The 24,887-nt window shown below is 68.9% G+C and carries 19 protein-coding genes; 4 read left to right on the forward strand and 15 right to left on the reverse strand.

The features are described from left to right. Position 1 precedes the first annotated feature (1 nt). Positions 2-892, forward strand: coding sequence for an AEC family transporter (locus D3869_RS25590; protein ID WP_137142554.1), 891 nt, complete (start codon positions 2-4; stop codon positions 890-892). Positions 893-991: 99 nt separating this feature from the next. On the opposite strand, the gene D3869_RS25595 is transcribed toward D3869_RS25590, so the two are convergent. The 14 genes from D3869_RS25595 to D3869_RS25660 form a co-directional block, all read right to left on the reverse strand. Beyond that, complete coding sequence (locus D3869_RS25595; RefSeq protein ID WP_247895652.1) at positions 992-1,576, reverse strand: IS630 family transposase; 585 nt, start codon at positions 1,574-1,576, stop codon at positions 992-994. 20 nt (positions 1,577-1,596) lie between these two features. Next, positions 1,597-1,956 carry an IS630 transposase-related protein gene (locus D3869_RS25600; RefSeq protein WP_137140950.1) on the reverse strand — a complete coding sequence of 120 codons (360 nt, stop codon included), beginning with the start codon at positions 1,954-1,956 and terminating at the stop codon, positions 1,597-1,599. 93 nt (positions 1,957-2,049) lie between these two features. Continuing rightward, positions 2,050-3,036, reverse strand: a complete 987-nt coding sequence (locus D3869_RS25605; RefSeq protein WP_137142555.1) for a glycosyltransferase family 2 protein — start codon at positions 3,034-3,036, stop codon at positions 2,050-2,052. Continuing rightward, the gene (locus D3869_RS25610) at positions 3,033-3,956 is read right to left on the reverse strand and encodes a glycosyltransferase family 2 protein (RefSeq protein WP_014242000.1); all 924 of its coding nucleotides are present in this window, start codon (positions 3,954-3,956) and stop codon (positions 3,033-3,035) included. The genes D3869_RS25605 and D3869_RS25610 overlap by 4 nt, the downstream gene beginning before the upstream one ends. Positions 3,957-3,991: 35 nt before the next feature. Further along, positions 3,992-5,425, reverse strand: a complete 1,434-nt coding sequence (locus D3869_RS25615) for a lipopolysaccharide biosynthesis protein (protein ID WP_137142556.1) — start codon at positions 5,423-5,425, stop codon at positions 3,992-3,994. Further along, on the reverse strand, positions 5,422-6,852 hold the full coding sequence (locus tag D3869_RS25620; protein ID WP_137142557.1) for an O-antigen ligase family protein: 1,431 nt from the start codon (positions 6,850-6,852) through the stop codon (positions 5,422-5,424). Before D3869_RS25620 ends, D3869_RS25615 begins: the two co-directional genes overlap by 4 nt. 96 nt (positions 6,853-6,948) lie before the next feature. Continuing rightward, on the reverse strand, positions 6,949-9,201 hold the full coding sequence (locus D3869_RS25625) for a GumC family protein (RefSeq protein WP_137142558.1): 2,253 nt from the start codon (positions 9,199-9,201) through the stop codon (positions 6,949-6,951). A 43-nt stretch (positions 9,202-9,244) separates the two neighbouring features. Beyond that, a complete protein-coding gene (locus D3869_RS25630; protein ID WP_137142559.1) occupies positions 9,245-10,639 on the reverse strand; it encodes a nucleotide sugar dehydrogenase in 1,395 nt (464 codons plus the stop codon). A 404-nt stretch (positions 10,640-11,043) separates the two neighbouring features. Beyond that, entirely contained in the window at positions 11,044-12,222 is a 1,179-nt protein-coding gene (locus tag D3869_RS25635; protein ID WP_137142560.1) for a GNAT family N-acetyltransferase, read from the reverse strand. A gap of 69 nt (positions 12,223-12,291) precedes the next feature. Then, on the reverse strand, positions 12,292-13,503 hold the full coding sequence (locus tag D3869_RS25640) for a right-handed parallel beta-helix repeat-containing protein (RefSeq protein WP_137142561.1): 1,212 nt from the start codon (positions 13,501-13,503) through the stop codon (positions 12,292-12,294). Between the two features lie 19 nt (positions 13,504-13,522). Continuing rightward, a complete protein-coding gene (locus D3869_RS25645; RefSeq protein WP_137142562.1) occupies positions 13,523-13,726 on the reverse strand; it encodes a hypothetical protein in 204 nt (67 codons plus the stop codon). A 293-nt stretch (positions 13,727-14,019) separates the two neighbouring features. Next, positions 14,020-15,060 (reverse strand): polysaccharide deacetylase family protein, encoded by a 1,041-nt coding sequence (locus tag D3869_RS25650; protein ID WP_137142563.1) that lies wholly within the window; start codon positions 15,058-15,060, stop codon positions 14,020-14,022. 38 nt (positions 15,061-15,098) lie between these two features. After that, positions 15,099-15,980, reverse strand: a complete 882-nt coding sequence (locus D3869_RS25655) for a glycosyltransferase (RefSeq protein ID WP_137142564.1) — start codon at positions 15,978-15,980, stop codon at positions 15,099-15,101. An 812-nt stretch (positions 15,981-16,792) separates the two neighbouring features. Beyond that, a complete protein-coding gene (locus tag D3869_RS25660; protein WP_137142565.1) occupies positions 16,793-18,949 on the reverse strand; it encodes a carbohydrate-binding domain-containing protein in 2,157 nt (718 codons plus the stop codon). 430 nt (positions 18,950-19,379) lie between these two features. Between D3869_RS25660 and D3869_RS33235 the strand changes: the two genes are divergently transcribed. Further along, positions 19,380-19,526, forward strand: a complete 147-nt coding sequence (locus D3869_RS33235; RefSeq protein ID WP_175426607.1) for a hypothetical protein — start codon at positions 19,380-19,382, stop codon at positions 19,524-19,526. Positions 19,527-19,548: 22 nt separating this feature from the next. Here the strand turns inward: D3869_RS33235 and D3869_RS25665 are convergent, their stop codons facing one another. After that, positions 19,549-20,010 carry an Lrp/AsnC ligand binding domain-containing protein gene (locus D3869_RS25665; protein WP_014242014.1) on the reverse strand — a complete coding sequence of 154 codons (462 nt, stop codon included), beginning with the start codon at positions 20,008-20,010 and terminating at the stop codon, positions 19,549-19,551. 255 nt (positions 20,011-20,265) lie between these two features. Between D3869_RS25665 and proC the strand changes: the two genes are divergently transcribed. Together proC and putA are read left to right on the forward strand one after the other, a co-directional pair. Next, a complete protein-coding gene (proC, locus tag D3869_RS25670; RefSeq protein ID WP_247896015.1) occupies positions 20,266-21,063 on the forward strand; it encodes a pyrroline-5-carboxylate reductase in 798 nt (265 codons plus the stop codon). Between the two features lie 82 nt (positions 21,064-21,145). Continuing rightward, positions 21,146-24,886 (forward strand): trifunctional transcriptional regulator/proline dehydrogenase/L-glutamate gamma-semialdehyde dehydrogenase, encoded by a 3,741-nt coding sequence (putA, locus tag D3869_RS25675; protein ID WP_137142566.1) that lies wholly within the window; start codon positions 21,146-21,148, stop codon positions 24,884-24,886. Position 24,887: the final 1 nt, after the last annotated feature.

Consider the following 24,887-nt stretch of genomic DNA (forward strand, 5'->3'; position numbering starts at 1 on the left):
CATGGACCTGCTCGCCCCCCTGTCCAGCATCGCCGCGGTCGTCGTGCCGGTGTTCCTGATCGCCGCCCTCGGCTTCGGCTGGAGCCGTGCCAAGCTGCCCTATGACAGCGCCTTCATCACCACCTTCGCGATCAACGTCTCCACCCCCTGCCTGGTCTTCTCCTCGCTGGCCCGCCTGACGCTGGGCGGGGACGACCTGCTGACCATGGCGGCGGCCTCGGTCGGCAGCATGGCGCTGGCCGGGCTGATGGCGACGCCGATCCTGCTCGCCAGCCGCCTGCCGCTACGCGTCTATCTGCCGGCGCTCAGCTTTCCCAACGGCGGCAACATGGGCATTCCCGTCTGCCTGTTCGCCTTTGGGGAGACCGGGATGGGGCTGGCCGTGCTGTTCTTCGCGACGCTCGCCGTCCTCCAGTTCACCATCGGTCCGGCCCTGGCGGCGGGGCGCACGGACGCCAAGCAGGTGCTGCGCACGCCGGTGATCTACGCGGTCGCGCTGGCGGTTTTTGTCCTGCTGACCGGCTTCCAGCCGCCGCAATGGGTGACCAACACGACGACGCTGCTCGGCAACTGCGCGGTGCCGCTGATGCTGTTCTCGCTGGGGGTGGCTCTGGCGGGGCTGCGGATGCAGGGGATGATGCGGTCGCTGGCCATGTCGGCGCTGCGCCTGCTGCTCGGCTTCGCCGCCGGGCTGGCGGTGGTGGAGGTGCTGAGCCTGGAGGGCACGATGCGCGGCGTCGTTCTGCTGGAAAGCACCATGCCGGTGGCGGTGTTCAACTATCTCTGGGCGCTGCGCTACAACAACGCGCCGCAGGAGGTCGCCGGGATGGTGCTGGGCTCCACCGCGCTGTCGTTCCTGACACTGCCGCTGCTGCTGGCCGTGGTGATGTGAAGAGGGGAGGGGAGTGTTGTTGCCCCCCTCCCCGGCCCTCCCCCGCTTCGCAGGGGAGGGAGAAACAGTTCCCTCCCCTGCGTTAAAGCGGATTTCGGCTCAGTTTAGATTCGGGTAGCCGCATAGCTTGAACCACGCTTTGGCGTCGGTGGCGGTGATCGCATTGAGGGCTGGGCCGAGTTCCTCGTTGAGGGCCTCGACGGTGCGGGCTTCCTTGGCGCGCAGGATTCCTTTGAGCTTGGCCCAGCCGGGCTCGATGGGCGACAGGTCGGGCGAGTAGCGCGGGAGGAAGCGGACACGGATCCCTGCGGTCTCAAAGGCGGCGAGGATATCGGCCCGCTTGTGAGCGGAAAGGTTGTCCATCACGACCACGGCGCCGGGTTTGTCGCGCCGGAGCACGGGCAAGAGCACCTGCTCGACAAAGGCGAGAAACACGGCCGAGGAGGTAGACGCCTCGATGCTCATGGCGGCCAGCATGCCTTCGGCGCTCAACGCCCCGAGCACCGTGACGCGGTGCCACGACCCACAGGGCACGGACCCGAGCGCCCGCTGGCCGCGCGGCGCCCGGGCCTGGGTGGGCGTCATCTGGGTGTTGATGCCGGTTTCATCGAGGAAAACCAAACGCGCCGGTTCGTGGACCACCGCATCGTCCCGGTAGGCCGCGCGTTCCGCGGCGATATCCATGCGCTCTTGCTCGCTGGCCCTCAGCGTCTTTTTTTGCGCGCCAACCCCAGCCGCTTCAAGGTGCGGCACACCACCGCCGGGCTCAGCGCGATGCCGGTGCGTGCGGCCAACCGGTCGCGGTACTGTGCCAGTGTCGCGTCATTATCCTCCCGCACCAAGGCCCGCAGCACGCTCACGCCCTCCGCGTCCAGTTTGGCTGGTACGCCGCCGGCATGGGGCTTGGCGACCCGCCGCCCCTCAAGGCGCGCGGCCCGCACCCAGTTGTACGCGCAGGCTCGGCTGATCTGGAAGCGCCGCGCCAGCAACTCGGGGCCGCCCTCGTGGCGCTCATAAGCCAGCAGAACCCGTTCGCGCAGATCGGCGGAATATGGCTGGCCCATGGCGCGCGGTCCTTCAGCGGTGTCTTCCTCCAACCGCTCAGGCCAGCCAAAATTCCGTCTATACTCAGCGACAATCCGCTTTAGGGTGGGGCCTCACGCCGTCGCGGCGTCCGAATGGGTCGCTGCGCGCACCCGGCGGTGGAAGGACGGCGGCACCACGCAGGTCCCGAAGAACATCAGGTAATGCCGCATCTTCGGGTCGCCCGCCCGCGTCGCCTCGGCCAGCAGGCGGCGGACGGCGTTCCAGTCACCCTCGCGGCGGGCCATGCCGACGACCTTGGTCATCAGGAAGGCGGCGTAGGCGTTGCCGGTCATCAGCGGACGGTGCGTGCGCGCCCATTCGAAGGCCTGGCGCCAGTCGTCCACCGAATGCAGCGAGGCGCGGCCCTCGTCAATCTCCACGAAGCACAGCGGCTCGTCGACGAAGACCAACTCCGCGCCCGGCTGGTCGAGCGCGCGGAACAGCCAGCCCCAATCCTCGAAATGGCGGTAGTCCGGCATCGGCACGGCGAGCGCCAGAGAGCGCGGCACCATGATCGTCGGGGTTGCGAGATAGCCGGGGCGGGACAGCGGGCTGCGGCGGTCGATCAGGTAGTCGCTGATCGGCTCGCCCGGCTCCGGCCGGCGCTGCGGCCAGACGTAGCGGCGCTCCCCGATGCTGACGCTGGTGCTGCAGGAGACCACCGGCAACTTGGCGCCCGACGCCTTGGCGGCGGCGAGCTGCCGTTCCAGCTTCTCCGGCGCCCAGGAATCATCGTCGTCCAGGAAGGCGATCCACTCGCCGAGCGCCGCCTGCACGCCGGCGTTGCGCGCCCCCGCGGGGCCGAGCGAGGCCGGGTTCTGCACGATGCGCAGGCGGCGGTCCTCCACCGCCTCCAGCGCCGCGACGGTCGCCGGGTCCGGCCCGTCGACGACGACGACGATCTCCAGATGCTGAAGCGTCTGGGCGCGCACGCTCTCCACGGCGTTCAGCACGAGATGCGGGCGGTTGCGCGTCGGGATGACCGCGCTGACGGTGACGGGCGGGGCTTCCGCCGTCCCGCCCTTCGCCTTTCCGCCGTTCACCTCAACGTCCTTCATCGCTTGTACTCCAGATATTGGAAGCCCATCAGGCCGTAGAGATAGCCGCTGCCGACGCAGATCTTCTGGAGCCGGCGGATTGGCCAGCTCGTGTCGAAGGCCATCACCATCGGCACCAGCGGCAGGGCGGCAATGTTCAGCGCGATGTGCGCGAGGCCCAGCGTGGAGCGCTTCACCAGCGTGCGGCGCTGGCCGTTCAGCTTGGCCTCGGTCAGCGACACGCAGGTGCCGAGCCGGAAGGCGCGGCGCAGAATCCAGCGCGCGGTCATGCGGCTGGCCGGCACATGCTCCTCGATGGTCGCCTCATCGCACCAGACGATGCGATGGCCCTGGCGTCGGATCTGCTCGAAGAACAGCACGTCGCTGCCACCGGACAGGCTCAGCTCCGGATCGAAGCGCACGCCGCCCTTCAGGATGGAGCGGCGGAACAGCACATTGCCGGTCGCGCAATAGGCCGGCTCGCTGCCCGTGGGCATCCGCTGCAGGTCGTGGAAGCGGCCCTTGGTCAGCCAGTCGGGCGGACGCTTCTCGTAGATCGGCAGGACGGGGCCGGCGACCACGGCGGCGCCGGTGCGCTCCATGGCCGTCACCAGCCAGTCCAGCCAGCCGGGGCTCGCCACCTCGTCGTCGTCGATGAAGGCGATCAGGTCGGCGTCCGTGGTTTCGTCCAGGCAACGGTTGCGGGCGGCGGGAATGCCCGGCACCGGCTCCGCCGCGTAGCGGATGGGGAAGCGCCAGTCCTGCGCCATCTCGCGGCACAGCGGTTCGGCGGAGCGCGCCGGGTCGTTGTCCACCACCAGCACTTCGACGTCCAGCGGGGCGTCGGGGTTGAAGGTCAGCCCCTCCAGCGACAGCAACGTGCGGTGAAGATCCTTCGGCCTGCGGTAGGTGCACACGCAAACCACCAGCTTTTTCGACATGGTGCCTGTTCCTTCCTCACGCCTGTTCATGGTGTTCATGCCGGGGATCGGGTGCGTTTCAGCCGGGCCAGCGCGATCCGCACCTGACCCATCAGGTTGGCGGGATTGAGCACGGCCAGGGCCAGCAGATAGAGGCTGCCCGCCGGGGCGAGCTGGACGAGCAGCAGGTCGCTTTCCATCGCCGCGATCTTCAGCCCGGCGGCGAAGAGCAGGGCGGCGGTGGTCACCTTCAGAAGATCCTTCACCGGCACCGCCAGCACGCCGGCCCGCGGCATCAGGATGACCGCGGCCACCACCCAGCCGAGCTGCGCCGCCAGCGAGCCGTAGGCCGCCCCGATCACCCCGAAGCGGGGGATCAGGAACAGGTTGGCGCCGATGTTCAGCACCGCCGTCAGCATGGTCAGCTTCAGGATGTAGCCGGTCTTCTTGGTCAGGTGCAGCGACAGGTCGAAGTGATAGATGCGCAGGATGCTGATGAAGACCGACAGGGCGACGAGCGGCATGATCGCCGCCCCGGTCTCGCGGTACGCCTCGCCGAGCAGCAGCCCGACGATGCCCTGGGCGGAGATGACCTCCATCAGCACCAGGGGCAGGCAGACCAGCAGGAGGATCGTCAGGTTCTGCGCCATGATCGGCCGCGCGGCGCGAGGGCCGGCGCTGTCGAAGGCGCGCGACGCCATCGGCAGCGTGACCAGCGAGGCCGCCGAGGCCACCAGCATGATCGGCTGCTTGGCGAGGTCGAAGGCCATGGCGTAGGCGCCGGCCGCCGCCTCGCCGATGAACCAGTAGATCAGGAAGCGGTCGGCGAAATCGAGCGCCCAGCCGACCATCAGGCTGAGCATCAGCGGGCCGCCGAAGGTCAGCAGGAGGCCGACACGCTCCCGCGCCGGCCAGCGCAGCGAGATGCCCTTGAGGTCGGAGCGCAGCCAGATCGCCGTGACCAGCAGGAAGCCGATGCTGGTGCCGAGCAGCAGCCCCTCCTCCTTCCAGCCGATCAGCACGAAGGCGGAGCCGAGCGCCAGCCCGAACAGCGCCTTGGCGAAGGACTTGGCCGCGAAGACCGAGCCCTTCAGCCGCGCCCGCGACATCTGGATCGACAGGTCGAACCAGGAGATCAGGATCGCGATCACCGGCAGGTACAGCACATAGTCGATGCCGTTCATGCCGGGATAGAAGGCCACCACCGCGCCCAGGATGGCGAGCACCCCGCAGGCCACCACCAGGAAGGCGGTGACCACGGTGGAAAGCCAGGCGTCCCGCTCCGCCGCGTCGCCGCCGCACTTGCGCAGGACGAACAGGCCCATCCAAGAGAAGCCGCAGGCGTTGATCGCCGCCGCCGCCGCCATGACCAGGGCGTAATGGCCGTAGGCCTCCGGCGTGACGATGCGCGAGAAGACCGCGACCGCCGCGAAGCCCAGGACGCCGACGGCGATCCGGGTCGCGAAGAAGGCGAAGCCGCTCGACATCATGACCGCGACTCCGCCACCGGGATGCCGTTCTGCAGCTTGGGCCGCCGTCCCGCCGACGGACGCGGCGTCAGGGCATGGACGTGGACCGTCTTGGCCAGCCGCGTCTGGAAGGCGGTGAAGAGGAACCACAGCAGGCCGTTCTGGATCAGCAGGCTGCTTTCCGCGACGTTGCCGAGCAGGAGCATCATGGCGAAGACGATGTGCCAGCGCGCCGCCCCGCTGCGGTCGACCGGGACGATCCGGGCGATCCGCGACAGGTAGATCACATAGGCCACCAGGAAGAGGCCGAGGCCGAGCAGGCCGACGTCCAGCGTCGTCTGGATGAAGCCGTTGTGGGCGTGGATGTCGAAGCGGCCCGAGGTGCGCCAGAACAGCGCGCCCGGCGCGTCCAGCCCCGACCAGAAAGCGCTGAAGCCGTAGCCCAGCACCGGCTGCTGCTCGATCATCCGGATCGCGAAGTCCCAGATCAGCGTGCGCCCGGTCAGCGTGATGTCGCGGCCGAGCAGCGCGGTGATGCTTTCCAGGTTCAGCAGCGCGAAGATGGCGGCCAGCATGATGACCATGGTGCCGCCGTACAGCTCCAGCGCCAGCGACCCGGCGTCCTGCCGGTGGGTCACCAGCATGACCAGCGTCATGCCGGCCGTGGCGACGATCAGCGCCGTGGCGGAGCCGGACATGGCGAGACAGCCGGCCATGATGGCGAAGGTGCCCAGCCGCCAGACCAGCGCCATGGTGTCGGTCACCGGGCGGGAGCGCAGGACGAACAGCCCGGCGGTCAGGCCGAAGGCCATGGCGTCGCCCAGGCCGTTCTTGTGGGAGAAGACGCCGCGCCACTGCGATCCCTGCTCCGCCGGCATCAGGCCGTAGCTCGGCAGGCCGATCGCCAGAAGCGCGCTCAGCACCGCCAGCACGAAGACCGCGCGGTGGATCAGCCGGGCCAGCGCGACCTCGCCGTAGGACAGGCCGACATAGAGGCCGAAGATGGTCGTGCCGACCAGGGCCACGCTGCGGCGGATGGTCAGCGACGGGTCATGCGACCACTGGCTGGACGCGATGGCCAGCACCACCATGAGCGCCATGGGAATGCTGAGATAGCGGAAGGCCCGGACGCCGTGGAGCATGACGATCCGCAGCAGGGCCGTGGCGTAGAGCGCGGCGAAGATGAGCTGCTTGATGGTGTCGCCGGAGGATTCCGGCGCGCCGCCCGCGCGCAGGATGAAGCGCTGCGAGGGCGCGGACATCATCACCGACAGCAGCGCGTCCCACAGCAGGATCAGGCCGATGGCGCACACCACCTGATCGAACAGGCTGGGCGTGAGATCGGCGGCGCTGCGCAGGAGCGGCGTCCGTGGCCGGGCGGGCGGCGCGTCCGCAGCGGGCGCCGCCGCCAGAGCGGCTCGGTTTCGCGGAAATGGCGTTGCACTCATCCTGTTCCCCCGATGAACCCCCGGGTCAACTCCTGCCCGGGGGTACGGAAACGCCCGGCCGCCGGGGCGCCGGGCGTTTCCGCCGTCACGTCATGGTCAGCGCGTGTAGTAGCGGCGCGCCTCGTTCATGCCGTAGGCCTCTTCCGACGCGTCGGTGCGGGCCAGCTTCTTCAGGTCCACCCGGCTCAGCACGACGCTGGTCACGTCGCGGCCCAGTTCGGTCAGCCGGTCGATGGCCCGCTGGACGACGGCGCGCGGCGTCTGCTCCCAGCGCACCACGAACAGGCATTCCGTCGCCGACCGGGTCAGCACGCCCGCGTCCGCCACGACCGCCATCGGCGGGGTGTCGAGGATGACGCAGTCGTATTCGAGCGAGGCGAACTTGATGATGCTCGCCAGCTTCTCCGACCCCAGGAGCTCCTGCGGGTGGTCGCAATGCGGGCGGCCGACGACATAGTGCAGTCCGCTGCGGCCATCCACCTGGACGACGTCGTTCCACTCCGCCTTGCCGACGATCAGATCGCTCAGGTCGCCCGGGGCGTTGTCGCCCAGCACGTTCCCGATGCGCGGGCAGCGCAGGTCGCATTCCAGCAGCAGGACCCGCCGGCCGGACGCCGCCAGCATGCGCGCCAGGGTCAGGCAGACGGTGGTCTTGCCCTCGCCGGGAACGGCGGAGGTGACCATCACCACGGAGCCGGTGTTCAGGGCGCCGCGGGCGTAGAGCGACACGCCGATGGCGCGCACCGCCTCGCTGTACTCCGACCGCGGACGGTCGAGGACATAGTCTTCCGGCTTGGCGTTCTTGTGATGCGGCAGGGACGGCACCAGCCCGATGGCCGGCACGCCGATCGTCTCCTCCACATGCTGGGTGTTGCGGAAGGTCTTGTTCAGATGGTCGCGCAGGAAGGCCAGGAACATGCCGATCAGCAGGCCCACGGCCAGACCGCCGCCGACGAACAGCTTCTTGCCCGGGGTCGACGGCTCCAGCGGCGGCTCCGCCTTGGAGACGACGCGGGCGTCGCGCTGCTGAAGGTCGTCCTGCTCGCGCGTTTCGACGAGACGCTGGAGCAGCCCTTCATAGACGCGGCGGTTGGCGTCGGCCTCGCGCTGCAGCTGGGCCAGGCGGACGTTGGCGCCCAGCTCCCCGGCGGTCTCGGCGGTCAGCTTCTTCAACGCGGCCTCAAGCTCGCGCTCGCGGGCGCGGGCGATCTCGACCTCGTTGTTGATCACCGCCATGATCTTGGTGGCTTCCTCGCGCATCTTCTGGCGCAGGTTCGTCAACTGGTTGACGTAGGCCTGCACCGCCGGATGCTGGTCGCCGTAGCGGGTGCGGTATTCGGCGAGCCGCCGCGCGATGCCCGATTCCTCCTCGCCCAGCCGCTGGATCAGCGGCGAGCCGAGCACCTCGGCCGCGTTGCCCTCGGTCGGGCTGCGCGCGACGATGCGGGCGTTCTGCGCCCGCGCCTCCGCCCGGCCACGCTCCGTCTGGGCGACGACCAGGGCGCGGTTCAGCTCGGCCAACTGCTGCGACAGGAAGGTCTCGCCGCCGGCGCTGCCGAGCACGAGGCCCTGCTGCGCGCGGTAGTCCTGCACCGCCTTGTCCGACACCTCGACCTGGGCGCGCAGCTCGTTGATGCGGTCCTCCAGCCACTTGTTGGCCTGCTGGGTGACCTCCTGCTTGGTCTGGAGCTGGTCGAGCAGATACTCGTCCACGAAGGCGTTGGCGATGCGCGCCGCCTTTTCCGCCTCCTTCGCCTTGAAGGAGACGACGATGGTGTAGGACTGGGCGTCGCTGGTCGCCGACAGGCCGCGGCGGACGTCGGCGATGACCGCCGCACGCTCCTTCTCCGCAGTCGTCGGCTCCTTCACACCGATTCCGGCGGAGTTCAGATAGCCGGTGATCTGCTGCTGCAGCGGCGACAGGTCGTAGCCGATGGTGTCGTTGATCCCGGCGATGGCCCGGTCGATGGCCGAAGGCCGTTCGATGGCGCCGTTGAACTCCGGGTCATGGACCAGCCCAAGCCGGTCCACCACCTTGGCGGCGGTGGCGCTGGAGGTGATCATGTCGATTTCGGTCCGGATCGCCGCCGCCTCGCGCGGCAGGTTGGAGATCACGGCGTTGATGTCCGTGACCTCCGTCGTGCGCGGGTCGATGATGAGCACGGCCTGGCTGGTGAACCGCGGCTCATAGAGCAGGGCACCGGTGGTGGCCAGCGCGGTGCAGCACAGGACGCTGGCGATGATCGTGCTCCGGCGCCGGCGCAGCACCTGGAGGAGGTCGCGGAGCGCGACCTCCCGGGTGCTGGCTTCGGACCCCAGGGCTCCGTCTACATGAGTGTACGCGGCCATCCCATTCTCCTGAGGATCGGTCGGTTAGGGTCCAGGCCGGCGGTCAGCCCTTCACGATCTTCTCGTCGACGATGCCCGCCTTGCCGAAGGCGTTGCGGGTGTCGACGATCAGCGGCAGCCCGTCCAGGAAGGCCTTCAGGTCGAAGGAGTCGTGGTCGGTGCACAGGATCGCGGCATCGAAGGCGCCTTGCTGGATTTCCTCCAGCGCGACCGACGGCGTGCCGGCCATGCGGGCGAGACGGCGCGTCTCCGGAAGCTCCGGCACATGCGGGTCGTAGTAGAAGACCTCGCAGCCGCGGTCCTGGAGAAGATCGATGATCTTCAGCGCCGGGCTTTCGCGCATGTCCTCGATGTTCTTCTTGTAGGCGACGCCCAGAACGAGGATGCGCGACCCGCGCAGCGCGCGGCCCAGCTTGGAGTCCATGGCCTGGGACAGCCGCTCCACCACGTAATGCGGCATGCGGGTGTTGATCTCGCCGGCCAGCTCGATGAAGCGGGTGGCGACGTCGAACTCGCGGGCCTTCCAGGTCAGGTAGAAGGGGTCGATCGGGATGCAGTGACCGCCCAGGCCGGGGCCGGGGTAGAAGGGCATGTAGCCGAAGGGCTTGGTCTTGGCGCCCTCGATCACTTCCCAGACGTCGATGCCCATCGCGTCGTAGACGACCTTCAGCTCGTTGACGAGCGCGATGTTGACGCAGCGGAAGATGTTCTCGGTCAGCTTCACCGCCTCGGCCGCTTCCAGCGACGAGACCGGGATCACGCGCTCCAGCGCGCGGCCGTACATCGAGCAGGCGATGCGCAGCGCGTTGGGGTCCTCGCCGCCGACGATCTTCGGGATGCGGGCGGTGGTGAAGGTCTCGTTGCCCGGGTCCTCGCGCTCCGGCGAGAAGGCCAGCAGGAAATCCGTGCCGCTGACGAGGCCGGTCTTCTCCAGGATCGGGCGCACGACTTCGCGCGTCGTGCCGGGGTAGGTGGTCGATTCGAGGACGATCAGCTGGCCGGGGCGCAGCACCTGGGCGATCTGCCGGGTGGTGACCTCGATGCAGCTCATGTCCGGTTCGCGGTTGCGGGTCAGCGGCGTCGGCACGCAGATGACGATGGCGTCCATGTCGGCCAGCGACTGGAAGTTCGCCGTGGCCGTGAAGCGGCCCTCCTCCAGCATCCCGCGGACCTCGTCGGTCGACACGGTGCCGATGTAGGAGGTGCCGCCGTTCAGGCTGGCGACCTTTTCCGGGTCGATGTCGAAGCCCGTCACCGAGAAGCCGGCCCGCGCGAACAGCCGCGCCAGAGGCAGGCCGACGTAACCCAGGCCGATGACGCCGACGCTGGCGGTGCCCGCCGCGATCTTCGACTCCAGGGTCGCCAGAGCTTCCGGAATGCCGGACGTGCCGACCGAACCCCCGCTCACCAACAGGTCGGCAAACTCATTGCTCGACATAAGACGTCTCCTTTTCCGACTCTCTTGTTCGTAGAGGTTTCACCGTTATTCGCGCTGTATGGCAGAGATCAAATTCACCGACACAAAACCGAAGCCAAGGTCCGGTTCTGACATCGGGCCTTGGCTTTTGCTGTTCATAAGACTGATCGATCGGCGTTTCCTCTCACCGAATACATCAGGCTGCTTTGTCTAAGCACCCAGCAATCGTGATAGAAAAAGGGGGAGCCGTAAACGTCGTAAAAGGCCGAACTACCGTCAGTTGACCGAGTGACCTTTCTCGTGAGACTTTCGGGATGACCATCCCGAAAGTCGCTTTATTAACCCCTTTTGAGTAACCACGGGCAGAATAGACGAAAGGAGCCGGACCGGCGCGTCGGCGGCCGGGCGGCTCCTTCGCACCGCGGTCATCCCTGGACGGCGACTCCCTCCGGTTGCAGCCCGGCGGTCTCGGGCAGCGTGTTGTGCATCAGGAAGCTGGCGTCGCCGTCGCCCATGGTCAGCAGCCAGTTGCCGCGGTCGGCGAAGGCGTCCCGATCGATGCCGGCGTCCGGCCCGGCGTGCGCCATCACCCGCACCGGGAAGCCGACGCGGTCGGGCACCTTCATCATGCCCATGGCGAGGAAGGTCCGCTCCGCCCGCGTGTTCAGCGTCCGGCAGATCAGCGCGGTCGCGCGCTCCGTCGCGGCGATGCGCAGGGTGTGGCTCAACAGAACCCACAGCCATTTCGGCTCGCACAGGTAATCGACGATGGCGAGGCAGGGCTCCTTGCGCCAGGTCTCGCGGCGCAGGACGACATAGCCCAGCGGCTCGCCCCCGCGCGTCAGGATGAAGCGGCGGTAGTCCGAGGCGCAGGGGATCGCGTCGTAGCGCCAGCGCAGATGCGTCAGGTCGCGCAGCGCGATCAGCGGGTAATGCGGGGAAGCGCGTCGCCAGATGGCGTCGGCCCGCCCATCGAACCGCCCGATCTCCTCGAACCGCGCGCCGGTCGCCCGGCTCAGCAGGTGGCCGCCGATCCGTGCTCCGTGCAGGGCCGGCCCGGCGATCGTGCCGAGGGTCCGCATGCGGCCCTGGAGCGACGACGCCTCCAGGCAGCGCCGCGTGTCCAGCGGGAAGACGTAGGCGGGCAGGGCGCCGATGTCGATCCAGCCGGCCTTGCTGTAGGCCTTGTAGGCGGAGTCCGAGATGTGGATGGCCATCGCCAGAGGGCGGCTGTCGAGTTGCGCTTCCGCCAGGGGCGTGAAGGCGCCGCGCATCCGCCATTCCGGCAGGACCATCAGGCTGTTGGCCCAGGAGGCCGGGATTTCCCGGTCCTGCGCCTTCAGGCGGAAGGGAATCCCGCATTGCTGGCCGACGATCTGGCCCTGGCGCTTGCACACCCAGACCTGCGGCCCGTCCGCGTCCCGGTCGGGCACCTCGTCGAAGAGCCAGCGGTTGTAGGCCTCGTCCACCTGCCAGACCCGTTCCCCGAACATCTTGCGCTGGAAGCCCCGCAGCTCCCCCTTGTCGGAAGCGTCGAAGCGGAAAACGGTTTTCTTCAGCCGGTCGGTGATCGACTGACCGACGGTGCTGCTGCTGGTGCTCACATGCCCCCCCTTGTTCGAACGCGCCGTTCCCTTGGCCGGCCCGCGGCTCGCCCGCGGACGTCGCCAAGGTCAGCGCACGGATTCCGGCCGCATTCCGGATGCTTCCTGCACGGTTCCTCCTGGCTGTTGGATCACGGTCGCCCCGGTCCGGGATTCGGCCCTGTTTTCGGCCTTGGCGTCGTTGCTGACCCGGTTGCCGGTGACGGCCTTGTCGATGCTGTCGGCGATGATGATGGCGGCCCGCTTGCCGTTGCGGTGGAAGACGTTGTCGCGCAGTTCCAGCGTGATCGAGCCGTTGCCCTTCTGGTGCTGCAGGACGCCGCCGTTGTTGTCGTAGAACTCGTTGTCGTAGACCCGGTAGGTCACGTCGATCCCGCGGTTCTGGCCGAGCGAGAGGCCCGCGTCGGCGTTGCGGAAGATGACGTTGCGGTAGATCTCGGTGCTGGACTTGGCCAGGATGCCGGCGCCGCGCGGGTTGTCGTGGATCAGATTGTCGTGGATCTTCAGCGCGCTGCCGGCCTGCCCCTGGTCGTGGTAGAGGCCGTGGGAGCGGCCCTCGCCGCCGTTGACGCCGTTGTTGAAGACCCGGTTGTGGGCGATCTCGCCGGTCCGGATGCGCCCGTTCCAGCCGGAATAGACGCCGCCGTCCTTGCGCCAGCCGTTGTCGGCGATGGTGTTGCGCGTGATGACCTGGTCGGTGTTGTCCGCGGCGTAATGCACGATCCCGTAGGCGCCGTTGCCGGTGATGGCCGACCCGTCGATCCGCAGCCCATCCGACGTGCCCTGTACGACGATTCCGGAGCCGCCGTTGCCCGCGACGGTCACGTTCGTCACCGACACGTTGCGCGCCCTGGGACCCAGCAGCAGGCCGGTGTCGGCCGCGCCGGTGATGGTCAGCCCGTCGAAGGCGACGTTCGTCCGCCCGTTCAGGCTGACCGCGACCGACGCGCCCCGCGCGTCGATCACCGGGGCGTCGCCCTTGCCATAGGCGCCGTAGGTGATCGGCCGGTCGGTGGTGCCGGAGGAGGAGGCCAGGAGGCTGCCGCGCCAGCTCTCCCCGCGCTCGAACAGCACGCGGCTGCCCGGCGGGAAAGCCGTGGCGTTCACCTTGTCCAGCGACTTCCACGCCTCCTTCGGGCCGCGGCCCGACCGGCGGTCGTCGCCGTCCGTGGCGTCGACGTAGAAGACCGGCGCGTCATCCGCGGTCCGGCGCGCGCTGACGAGCAGCGACGGCGCGGCGGGACGCTCGATGGCGGGGGGAGGCGGGGGCAGGTGATCCATGGGTCCAGCTCGCGCGGCCTTAGAGAGCGACGCGGATCAGCGCGTAGGCGAGGCCCCAGGCCGCCAGCGCGCAGCCGGTGCACAGCAAGGCCCAGCCGGCCCGCTGGAGATCGAGCATCGGGGGGGCGACGCGGTCCGTCGCCGTCGGGGCGGCGTCCGCCGGCAGGACGTCCGCAACCCCACCCAGCAGGTTCGGGCTGGCCGGCGTGGCTTGCTCGATCATGGCGATCTCCTCGGGGGGGGCCGATAAGCGGAGGACCCGCCGACCAAAACCGCAGCGTGTCCCTATTGCGGTATTTTGTGTTACGTCGCGGACAAATAAAGGGAAATGAAAAGGGATCACGCTTAAGCGATCCGCGTACGATAAGGGGGCATTCCAAAGGGAGGAATAGGCCTTCTCTTTGGAATTGCCGAGACATCATCGCTCGGAATGCATATGAAAAGGGCATGAACTCCCTCCCCCGCGGTGGGAGAGGGAGCCATTCATAAGCCGGACCGCTTATCCGGCGAGACCACTCACCCGGCGAGAGCGCGCTTCAGGTTGCCGGCGCCGCCGCGCAGCAGGCGCTTGACGAGCTGCTGTCTGGCGGGGGCCGGACCGTTCTCGAAGCAAATCCGCTGGATGCGCCGCTGCGGACCGCCGCGGCGCGGCCAGGAGGTACCGAAGGTGAGGTCGACGCCGCTGCCGTACAGCTCGCCGAACAGCGAGTCGTGCAGCCCCTCGTCCGAATAGGGGAAGGCGAAGGAGCCGCAGCCGGGGCCGAACAGCTCCCGGATGCCGGCGACGCTGCCCGTCACCTCCTCCTTCCGCTGCTCCGGCGTCAGCAGACGGTGGTTGGGATGGTCGAAACCGTGGGCGCCGATCGACACGCCCTCCGCCATCAGGTCGGTGATCTCGTCGCGGGTCAGGTAAGGCCGTTGCGTCGCCAGGAAGCCGGCCGTGTCGAACTCCAGCACGGTGGCGATCTCGTCCAGCACGGCGCGCTGGTGCCAGCTCACCTTCATGACGCCCGCGGCCGGATCGGCGGCTATGGCGCCGGCCCGCGCCAGGGTGGCGGCGCAGACGGCGCGGCGGGGATCGGCCTCGGGCAGCCGGCTCAGCCGCTCCGCCAGAAGGCTCGCCTTGTGCCGGTAGAACAGCGTCCCGTTGTCGAGGAAGTTCAGGTTGAGATACAGCGCCGGACGGATGCCCTTGCGGCGCAGGATGGGCATCGCCACCTCCGCGACCTCGCGCATGCCGTCGTCGAAGGTGACCAGCAGCGACGGCCGGCGGATCTCCGGCCCGCCCATGGCCGACCCGGTGACCGTGGGCAGGTCCGTCGGCTCGAAGTGCTTCAGGAGGAAATCAAGGTCCTCCGTGAACTCCTTGGGCGTGCGGGGGCGGTAGATGTGCTTCAGATGGTCCGGCACCGTGTCGCAGACGGCGTGGTAGACGACGGCCAGCACCGGGCTGCCATAGGCGTGATGGCAGGCGGTCCCCAACGGGTTGCGCAGCGTGTCCACCCACCGGAGCCGCCGGCCCAGCCCGCCACCGGAAATCACGTCGGCAACGCTCATTCATGTCCTCCCGCGGAGAAGAGTCAGAGGGCAGAGGGTCAGAGGGCGTCCGCGCCATCGGGAGCGAGGCGCTTGGGCTGCATCATGGCGCTGTGGATCCGGGCCATGGCCTGCGCCTCGGTCGGCGTGCGGACCAAGCGGTACAGCATCCTCTTCAGGCCCGGCGGCGTCAGCCGGAAGCCGATCTGAAGGGAGGCGGTCGCCAGGAACTCCGAGTTGGTCAGGAAGCCCGACCGCCAGCACCAGACCCGGAAGGCCCATTCGTTGACGGCGTAGCGCAGCCCGCCACGGCGGACGCGCTGGGCCATGCTGGTGCGGAAGAGGAGAAGCGCCTCCTGCACCGTCTCCATGCGCGCCCCGGCCTGGAGCAGGCGGACATACAGGTCGTAGTCCTCCAGATTGCCGAAGCAGGAGCGGTAGCCGCCGATGGCGGTCAGCGCCCGCCGCCGCACCATCATGGTGGGGTGCGACAGGACGCAGTGCCATTTCATGCCCTGGCTGATCTCTTCGTGCGTCTCCGGGCTGCGCTTCACGCAGGTGATGACGCCGGGGTCCTGCTCGAACTCCGCGTGCCAGGAGAAGGACGCGTCCAGCGCCCCCTGCTCGGCGAAGGCGCGCGCCTGCGTCTCGAAGCGGTGGGGCAGGCAGATGTCGTCGCTGTCCATGCGGGCCACCAGATAGCCCGTGCAATATTGCAGGCCATCGTTCAGCGCGCGGGCCAAGCCCCCCTGGTTGCGCCGCCGCACCACCACAAGCCGGCAGGCGTTGGACGCCTGATAGCGGGCGATGACCTTCTCCTGCTCCTCCCCGATCCGTCCATCGACCACCAGCACGCATTCGCGCGGGAGAAGCGTCTGGGTATAGACGCTCTCCAGCGCGGCCTGAAGGTTGTCCGCCTTCTCGCCGGCGTAGGTGGCCATAAGCACGCTGATCGATTGAGTGTCCCGACCGTCCCTCGGTCCGCTCACGTGATTCATACCTGGTCTCCACCCCTCTTGTCGTGGCGACGCGGACGGCGTCCGGCGGTCCAGTCCTCGGGCGATGCCGGAGAACCGGACCACGGACACCGCGGCCCAGGGAATGGAGGCGAGTGCGTGCCGCCCACAGCCCCGCGTCCGCGGCACGCGCGCGGAAGCGGTTTCGGCGTTCCTTCCCCGGTGGCCGTCGGTCCGGCGCCTCTGCGGCGCCGGCCGTCCCGTCCTTGTCGTCGTTTTCAGTGCCGTTCTTGCCCTGCCTCGTCCCTTTCCTGGTCGGTTCTGCGGGGGCCTCCCTCCGGTCCGCATCCCGGACGAGCACACCCCTGGCCGTCGTATCGGCCGGTGCCGATGCACGCATAGGCACGGAATAGGTCTGTGGACGCTATCAAAGGGCGGATGGCGGGTAAACCTACATAAAGTGCAAGATAAATATCCCCTTCGCAGCGTCCCAAAGGGAAAGCTGTCTGCCACTTTGGTCGATTGAGGAGAAAGTGGGGGATGCCGCGCGTCTATTGAAGAAATAACGGCTGACTGCCATGAAACGCAGGGAAACGCGGATGAATTCCAGCATCCAGCATTCCGCAGACCGGCAGCCTATTGTGCAATGCACAAGAAAATCGGGGCCATAGATGAGCCCGGAGGGTCCGCCTGGCCAATCTTTACGGCTTCGTGTCGGATCCGCCAGGCGGAAACGCCAACGCCCGGCCACAAGGGGCCGGGCGCGGACGTTGCCGAAGGGGCGGAACCGCCGATCGTCAGATGATCGGGTTGGCCTTGGAGACCGTGGAGATGGTGTTGTTGGTCACCGTCTGCTTGATGCTGTCGGCGATGTTGATCGCCGCACGGCCGTTGTTGTTGTAGAAGGTGTTGTCGTACAGGCTCAGCGTGATCGACCCGCTGCCCTTCAGGTGCTCCAGGATGCCGCCGTTGTTGTTGAAGATCTCGTTGCCGTAGATCTTGTAGGTGACGTTGGTGCTCTGGTTCTGGCCGATCGAGATGCCGACGTTCGAGTTGCCGTAGATCGTGTTGTTGTAGATCTCGGTGCTCGACTTGGCGAGGATGCCGGCGCCGCGCGGGTTCGAGTAGATCACGTTGTCGTGGATCTTCAGCGTGCTGTTGGCCTGGCTGTGGTCGTGGTACAGGCCATGCGACCGGCCGTCGCCGCCGCCGCTGCCGTTGTTGAAGATCGTGTTGCCGGCGATCTCGCCGCTCAGGATGCGGCCGTTCCAGCCCGAATACACCGCATCGGTCCGCCAGCCGTTGTCGCTGATGATGTTGTTGGTGAAGTACTGGTTGGCGTTGTCGGCGGAGTAGTGGACGAGGCCGTAACCGCCGTTGCCGTCGATCGTGGAATGATCGATGCGCAGGTTGTTGGACGTCCCGCTGATCACCACGCCCGAACCGCGGTTGTCGATGATCTGGGAGTTGGTGACCTTCACGTTGTTGGCGCCGCCGTTGAGCAGCAGGCCGGTGTCGTTCGAACCCGTCATCGTCAGGTTGTCGAACGTGATGTTGTCCTTGTTGTTCAGGCTGACCGCGAAGCTGGCGCCGCTCTTGGCCTTGATGACCGGATCGGCGCCGGTGCCGTAGGCGCCGTAGATGATCGGCTTGTCGGCGGTGCCGGAGGTCGAGACCAGCAGGCTGTCGGTCCAGGTCTCGCCGCGCTCGAACAGGACCAGCGAGCCGGCGGCGAAGTTGGTCGCGTTCACCTTGGCCAGCGACTTCCAGGCCTGGTTCGGGTTGTTGCCCGAGTTGCTGTCGTTGCCGTGCGTCGCGTCGATGTAGAAGACCTGCGAGGCCGGGGTCGCCGGGTAATCCGACGTGCCGCCGCTCGGGTTCGACGGGGCGGGCGGGGCCGTCGGCGTGGTCGGCGTGGTGGGGGTGGTCGGCGTGGTCGGCGTCGTGGTCGAGGAGGGGAAGAACTCCTTCGGCGCGGCGACGACCAGAGTGCCGTCCCACCACATGCCGGACTGGCCCTTGACCACGTCCTTACCGTCCAGCGCGCCCTTGTCATAGGTGACGGAGGCGTCGGTCGGATTGACGGCGTTGCCGTTGATGGTGATCTTGTTGACGATCAGGTTGCGGTCCTGACCGTTCGCCACGCCATCGTTGTCGTACTGGATCTGGACCTTGTGGGCCTGACCGGGGGCGATGTCGGCAGTGAAGCTGTAGTCCTTGGCGGCGGTGCCGGCGGAACCCTCGCCGATGACCTTGCCGTCCACCATCACCTTGAAGTGCGGGGCGACGCCGCCCGCCACGTTGCCGGCGGCGTTGACGACGATCTTCGTCGCACCGGTCACCGCCTCGGCCGTCGCGGCGGGGAAGAACTCCTTCGGCGCGGCAACGACCAGCGTGCCGTCCCACCACATGCCGGACTGGCCCTTGACCACGTCCTTGCCGTCCAGCGCGCCCTTGTCGTAGGTCACGGACGGGTCGGTCGCGTCGAGCGCGTGGCCGTTGATGGTGATCTTGTTGACGATCAGGTTGCGGTCCTGACCGTTCGCCACGCCGTCGTTGTCGTACTGGATCTGGATCTTGTGCGCCTGATCCGCCGTGACGTTGGCGTTGAAGGTGAAGTCCTTGGCGTCGGTGCCCGCGGAGCCTTCACCGATGACCTTGCCGTCCACCATCACCTTGAAGTGCGGGGCGATGCCGCCCGCCACGTTGCCGGCGGCGTTGATGACGATCTTCGTGGCGTTGTCCGCGGTCGCGGCGGCGTCGGCCAGGGCCAGCGGCTGCGCGCTCTGCAGGGCCTGCGCCTGGAGGAGGGAGGCCGGCGTCGCGAAGGGATCGGCGGTGGACACAGCGGTCTCGCTGATGGTCAGATGCGCCGTGTCGGCGCCGAGATCACCGGCGTAGTTGGTGTGGTCGGTCAGATCCTGATGATGAAGGTCGATACCCAGATCGTCCATGGTCTGCACTCTCTTGCTTGTGGGGACGCCACCACGTTGGGTGGCCAGCGGGGCCGGCACGCGGTCGGTGCGTCCCCTTCCTTTCGGTTAGCGTCATCGCCTTTTGGCTTACCCCTTAAGACTAGCGGCTTCGCTGTGGCCTTAAATGGGACGATTTTAGGATAATAAATCTCAAATGCGTGATATTTGGATCACAGTGAGGCTGATCCGCACTGGTGGCGCGCGGTCTGCCGCTGCAACCGCGGGGAAAAGCGTCGCCGTCACCCGCCGCGGCGACGGGACTGAACGGCGCGATGCGCAGCCAAGAATGGCGGGGCTGCGGACAAAAAGGAGGATGGTTCCGGAATCAGGCCATCCATTGACTCGGGTCAATCCGCCGGGGCCGGTCCGAGCGTAGCCTTCCTCCATGCATTGCTAAGGAGAAGGTGACATGGAGACGATGGTCTTTCTGGTGCTGGCGCTTCTGCTGACCGGCTTCCTGACGGCGCTGTCGGTGCTGGGCATGGCCACGCTGCACGCCACGGCGCGGGTCATTCTTCCGGCCCGCCGCTCGGCGGCTCCCGTCCGGGTGTCCTGACCGGGTGCCTATGTGACAGGTGTCAGAGGGGGAGGGGGCCGTCGTTCTTGACCTCCTCCATCACCGCGTAGGTGCGCGTCTCCCGGACGCCGGGCAGCGACAGCAGCACATCCCCCAGGAACCGCCGGTAGGCCGCCATGTCGGCCACCCGCGTCTTGACCAGATAGTCGAACCCGCCGGCCACCATGTGGCATTCCAGGACCTCCGGCGCGTGTCGGATGGCCTGGGCGAAGCGGTCGAACACGTCGGGCGTCGTCTTGTCGAGCAGCACCTCGACGAACACCATCAGCCCGAAGCCCAACCGGTGCGGATCGAGCCGCGCCGTGAACCCCGTGACATAGCCGTCCTTCAGCAACCGCCGCATCCGCTCGCCGGCGGTCGTGGGCGACAGGCCGACCCGCTCCGCCAGATCCACGGCGGAAATCCGCCCGTCCATCTGCAAAATCGCCAGGATGCGCCGGTCGGTCCGGTCAAGCTCCGTCATTTTCGCGCTCCATGCCGCCTTTAGCCGTTGATATCGCGGATGTGAGGCGAAAACAACCGTGGAGGCACGGCGGACTCCGCGATAGTCTGCGGATGCCGCAGTGGAACAAGCAAAACAAAGCGAACACGGCGGCCTTGAGAAGACGAATTGGATCGGGTGAGAGACACCGTGACCTTCGATATTGGCCCCAATGCCGCGGATGGCGCCGGATCGGCGCCGGGCGGCGGCACGATCCTTCTGCTGGGTGCCGGACGCATGGGCGGCGCCATGCTGCGCGGCTGGCTGGCGCAGGGCGTGCCGGCCGCCGCCATTGCGGTCGCCGACCCCAACCCCGCGCCGGATCTGGTCGAACTGGCCGCGCGGACCGGCGTCCGCGTGAATCCGGCGGACGGCGCCACGGTCGATACCGCCCCAGTCGATACCCTGGTGGTCGCGGTCAAGCCGCAGATGGTGGAGAGCGCCGCGACGGGCGTGCAGGCGATGCTGGCGCCGCACACGCTGGTGCTGTCGATCATGGCGGGCAAGACGCTGGCCGACCTGCGCCGCCTGTTCCCGGCGGCGGGCAGCGTGGTGCGGGCGATGCCGAACCTTCCGGCTGCGGTCGGCCGCGGCGCCACCGTCGCGGTCGCCGAAGCGGGCTGTCCGGCGGATCGCAAGGAGCGCGCCGCTTCCCTGCTGACCGCGGTGGGAAGCCTGGAATGGCTGGCCGACGAGGCGCTGGTCGACGCCGCCACGGCGCTGTCCGGCTCCGGCCCCGCCTATGTCTTCTACCTCGTGGAGTGCCTGACCCGCGCCGGGGTGGAGGTGGGGCTGCCCGCCGACGTGTCGGAGCGGCTGGCCCGCGCCACGGTCGAGGGGGCAGGGGCGCTGATGGGCGCCACCGGCCAGCCGGCGGCCGAACTGCGGGCCGGCGTGACCTCCCCCGGCGGGACCACGGCGGCCGGCCTTTCCAAGCTGATGGCCGATGACCACCTCCAGAATCTGTTGAACGCGACCCTGCGCGCGGCGGCCCAACGCGCCGCCGAACTGGGCGGAACCGGCCCGAAGGCCTGACCCGAAAGCCTGAGAAGCACACCCCTTTTCACCATCAGGAACCGGCTCGCCCCCGGCCTGCGGATTCGAGCGGACGACACCGATGAACAGCATGACCAACCCGACCGCCACCCGGGCCGCCACCCGGACCGCCACCCCGTCCGCCGCCTCCGGCCGCGCGGCGCCGTTCGCGGACTTCGCGCCGCCCATCCGTCCGGCGACCGAGCTGCGCGCCGCGATCACCGCCGCCTACCGCCGGCCCGAGCCGGAATGCCTGCCCTTCCTGTTCGAGCAGGCGTCGCTGCCGCCCGGCGTCATCACCGCGGCGGCGGCCACCGCCCGCAAGCTGATCACCGCCCTGCGCGCCAAGCCGCGGGGCCGCGGCGTCGAGGGGCTGATCCACGAATACAGCCTGTCGAGCCAGGAAGGCATGGCGCTGATGTGCCTGGCGGAGGCGCTGCTGCGCATCCCCGACCACGCCACGCGCGACGCGCTGATCCGTGACAAGATCGCCGGCGGCGACTGGCAGGCGCATCTCGGCAAGGGCGGCTCGATGTTCGTCAACGCCGCCACCTGGGGCCTGCTGATCACCGGCAAGCTGACCTCGGCGGGCGGCGAGCAGGCGCTGTCCTCCGCCCTGACGCGCCTGATCGCGCGCGGCGGCGAGCCGCTGATCCGCCGCGGCGTCGATTTCGCCATGCGCATGATGGGCGAGCAGTTCGTCACCGGCCAGACCATCCAGGAGGCGCTGACCAACGCCCGCCCGATGGAGGCCGAGGGCTTCCGCTACTCCTACGACATGCTGGGCGAGGCGGCGCTGACGGCGGAGGACGCCGCGCGCTACTACGCCGACTACGAGAACGCCATCCACGCCATCGGCAAGGCGTCGGCGGGGCGCGGCGTCTATGAGGGGCCGGGCATCTCCATCAAGCTGTCGGCGATCCACCCGCGCTATTCGCGCGCCCAGGCCGACCGGGTGATGGACGAGCTGCTGCCGCGCGTGAAGGCGCTGGCGCTGCTCGCCAAGGGCTACGACATCGGCCTGAACATCGACGCCGAGGAGGCCGACCGGCTGGAGCTGTCGCTCGACCTGATGGAATCGCTGTGCTTCGACCCGGATCTGGCGGGCTGGAACGGCATCGGCTTCGTCGTCCAGGCCTACGGCAAGCGCTGCCCCTACGTCATCGACTTCCTGGTCGATCTGGCGCGGCGCAGCGGCCACCGGCTGATGATCCGTCTGGTCAAGGGCGCCTATTGGGACAGCGAGATCAAGCGCGCCCAGCTCGACGGGCTGCCCGACTTCCCGGTCTACACGCGCAAGGTCTACACCGACGTCTCCTACGTCGCCTGCGCCCGCAAGCTGCTGGCCGCCCCGGACGCGGTGTTCCCGCAGTTCGCCACCCACAACGCCCAGACGCTCGCCACCATCTACGAGATGGCCGGCAACGACTTCCAGGTCGGCAAGTACGAGTTCCAGTGCCTGCACGGCATGGGCGAGCCGCTCTACAAGGAGGTCGTCGGCCCGCTGAAGCGGCCCTGCCGCATCTACGCGCCGGTCGGCACGCACGAGACGCTGCTGGCCTATCTGGTCCGCCGCCTGCTGGAGAACGGGGCCAACAGCTCCTTCGTCAACCGCATCGCCGACCCGGCGGTCCCGGTGGACGAGTTGGTCGCCGATCCGGTGGCGGTCGCCAGGGCCATCGCCCCGGTTGGCGCGCCGCACGCGCTGATCGCCCTGCCGCGGAACCTCTACGCGCCGGAGCGGGCGAACTCCGCCGGCATCGACCTGTCCGACGAGACGGAGCTGGCCCGCCTGTCCGCCGCCCTGTTGGCCAGCGCCGACATGACCTGGACCGCGGCACCGCTGCTGGCCGACGGCGAGCGGGCGGGGCAGGCCCAGCCGGTGCGCAACCCCGCCGACCGCCGCGACGTGGTCGGCTCGGTGACCGAGGCGAGCGAGGCCCTGGTGGCGGAGTCCTTCGGCCACGCCGTCGCGGCGGCGTCCGTCTGGGCCGCCACCCCGCCGGAGGAGCGCGCCGCCTGCCTGTTCCGCGCCGCCGACACGATGCAGGAGCGGATGCCGACCCTGCTCGGCCTGATCGTCCGCGAGGCCGGCAAGTCGCTGCCCAACGCCATCGCCGAGGTGCGGGAGGCCATCGACTTCCTGCGCTATTACGGGGCGCAGGCGCGCGACCGCTTCGACAACGCCACCCACCGCCCGCTGGGGCCGGTGGTCTGCATCAGCCCGTGGAACTTCCCGCTGGCCATCTTCTCCGGCCAGATCGCCGCGGCGCTGGCCGCCGGCAACCCGGTGCTGGCGAAGCCGGCCGAGGAAACCCCGCTGATCGCCGCCGAGGCCGTGCGCATCCTGCACGCGGCGGGCATCCCCGCCGGCGCGCTCCAGCTTCTCCCCGGCGCGGGGGAGGTCGGCGCCGCCCTGGTCGGGAACGAGGCGGTGCGCGGGGTGATGTTCACCGGCTCCACCGAGGTGGCGCGGCTGATCCAGCGCCAGCTCGCCGGGCGCCTGCTGCCGGACGGCGGGCCGATCCCGCTGATCGCCGAGACCGGCGGCCAGAACGCCATGATCGTGGACAGCTCCGCCCTGGCCGAGCAGGTGGTGGGCGACGTGATCGCGTCGGCCTTCGACAGCGCCGGCCAGCGCTGCTCCGCCCTGCGCATCCTCTGCCTGCAGGAGGACGTGGCCGACCGCACGCTCGCCATGCTGAAGGGCGCCATGCGGGAGCTGCGCATCGGCAACCCGGACCGGCTGGCCGTCGATGTCGGTCCGGTCATCAGCGAGGAGGCCCGCGCCACCATCACCGGCCACATCGAGGCGATGCGCGCCAAAGGCCGCAATGTGGAGTTCCTGCCGCTGCCCGCCGAGACGGCGGAGGGCACCTTCGTCGCCCCGACCGTGATCGAGATCGGCGGCATCCATGAGCTTGAGCGGGAGGTCTTCGGCCCGGTCCTGCACGTCGTCCGCTTCCACCGCGACGATCTGGACGCCCTGGTCGACTCCATCAACGCGACCGGCTACGGCCTGACCTTCGGCCTGCACACCCGCATCGACGCGACCATCGAGCGGGTCACCGAGCGGATCGGCGCCGGCAACGTCTACGTCAACCGCAACACCATCGGCGCGGTGGTCGGGGTGCAGCCCTTCGGCGGCCACGGCCTGTCGGGCACCGGCCCCAAGGCGGGCGGTCCGCTCTACCTCTCCCGCCTGCTCAGCCGCCGCCCCAAGGGCTGGCTGGAGTTCCGCGGGCCGGACGCGGCGCGCGCGGCGGGGCTGGCCTACGGCGAGTGGCTGCGCACCAAGGGCTTCACGGCGGAGGCGTCGCGCTGCGCCGGCTATGCGGCGCGCAGCGCCATCGGCGGCGGCGCGGAGCTGAACGGCCCGGTGGGCGAGCGCAACCTCTATGAGCTGCACGGGCGGGGCCGCGTCCTGCTTCTGCCGCAGACGCGGACGGGCCTGCTGCTCCAGCTCGGCGCGGTCCTGGCGACGGGCAACAGCGCGGCGGTGGACGCCCCGCCGGACTTGGCCGAGCTGCTGCGCGGCCTGCCCCCGGCGCTGGCCGCGCGGGTGCGGACCACGGCGGATTGGCGCGACGTCGGGCCGCTCGCCGCGGTCCTGGTGGAGGGCGACCGCGAGCGCGTGACCGCCGTCAACCGGCGCGTCGCGGAGCTGCCCGGCCCGATCCTGCTGGTTCAGGCGGCGACCGCCGAGGCTTTGGCGGCGGGGCGGGGCGAGGGCTACGACCTCGACCTGCTGCTGAACGAGCGGTCGGTCAGCGTCAACACCGCGGCGGCCGGCGGCAACGCCAGCCTCGTCGCCATGAGCTAAC

It is taken from the genome of Azospirillum brasilense, from assembly GCF_005222205.1.
Taxonomy (GTDB): Bacteria; Pseudomonadota; Alphaproteobacteria; order Azospirillales; family Azospirillaceae; genus Azospirillum; species Azospirillum brasilense_G.

What these genes read in the sequence shown, in the direction of transcription:
- D3869_RS25610 (WP_014242000.1), bottom strand. Translation starts at nt 3,956, where the DNA reads ATGTCGAAAAAGCTGGTGGTTTGCGTGTGCACCTACCGCAGGCCGAAG.
- D3869_RS25650 (WP_137142563.1), bottom strand. Translation starts at nt 15,060, where the DNA reads ATGAGCGTTGCCGACGTGATTTCCGGTGGCGGGCTGGGCCGGCGGCTC.
- D3869_RS25630 (WP_137142559.1), bottom strand. Translation starts at nt 10,639, where the DNA reads ATGTCGAGCAATGAGTTTGCCGACCTGTTGGTGAGCGGGGGTTCGGTC.
- D3869_RS25640 (WP_137142561.1), bottom strand. Translation starts at nt 13,503, where the DNA reads ATGGATCACCTGCCCCCGCCTCCCCCCGCCATCGAGCGTCCCGCCGCG.
- D3869_RS25645 (WP_137142562.1), bottom strand. Translation starts at nt 13,726, where the DNA reads ATGATCGAGCAAGCCACGCCGGCCAGCCCGAACCTGCTGGGTGGGGTT.
- D3869_RS25665 (WP_014242014.1), bottom strand. Translation starts at nt 20,010, where the DNA reads ATGACGGAGCTTGACCGGACCGACCGGCGCATCCTGGCGATTTTGCAG.
- D3869_RS25620 (WP_137142557.1), bottom strand. Translation starts at nt 6,852, where the DNA reads ATGAGTGCAACGCCATTTCCGCGAAACCGAGCCGCTCTGGCGGCGGCG.
- putA (WP_137142566.1), top strand. Translation starts at nt 21,146, where the DNA reads ATGAACAGCATGACCAACCCGACCGCCACCCGGGCCGCCACCCGGACC.
- D3869_RS33235 (WP_175426607.1), top strand. Translation starts at nt 19,380, where the DNA reads ATGGAGACGATGGTCTTTCTGGTGCTGGCGCTTCTGCTGACCGGCTTC.
- D3869_RS25655 (WP_137142564.1), bottom strand. Translation starts at nt 15,980, where the DNA reads ATGGCCACCTACGCCGGCGAGAAGGCGGACAACCTTCAGGCCGCGCTG.
- D3869_RS25615 (WP_137142556.1), bottom strand. Translation starts at nt 5,425, where the DNA reads ATGATGTCGAGCGGCTTCGCCTTCTTCGCGACCCGGATCGCCGTCGGC.
- D3869_RS25660 (WP_137142565.1), bottom strand. Translation starts at nt 18,949, where the DNA reads ATGGACGATCTGGGTATCGACCTTCATCATCAGGATCTGACCGACCAC.
- D3869_RS25600 (WP_137140950.1), bottom strand. Translation starts at nt 1,956, where the DNA reads ATGGGCCAGCCATATTCCGCCGATCTGCGCGAACGGGTTCTGCTGGCT.
- D3869_RS25590 (WP_137142554.1), top strand. Translation starts at nt 2, where the DNA reads ATGGACCTGCTCGCCCCCCTGTCCAGCATCGCCGCGGTCGTCGTGCCG.
- D3869_RS25625 (WP_137142558.1), bottom strand. Translation starts at nt 9,201, where the DNA reads ATGGCCGCGTACACTCATGTAGACGGAGCCCTGGGGTCCGAAGCCAGC.
- D3869_RS25595 (WP_247895652.1), bottom strand. Translation starts at nt 1,576, where the DNA reads ATGGATATCGCCGCGGAACGCGCGGCCTACCGGGACGATGCGGTGGTC.
- proC (WP_247896015.1), top strand. Translation starts at nt 20,266, where the DNA reads ATGGGCGGCGCCATGCTGCGCGGCTGGCTGGCGCAGGGCGTGCCGGCC.
- D3869_RS25605 (WP_137142555.1), bottom strand. Translation starts at nt 3,036, where the DNA reads ATGAAGGACGTTGAGGTGAACGGCGGAAAGGCGAAGGGCGGGACGGCG.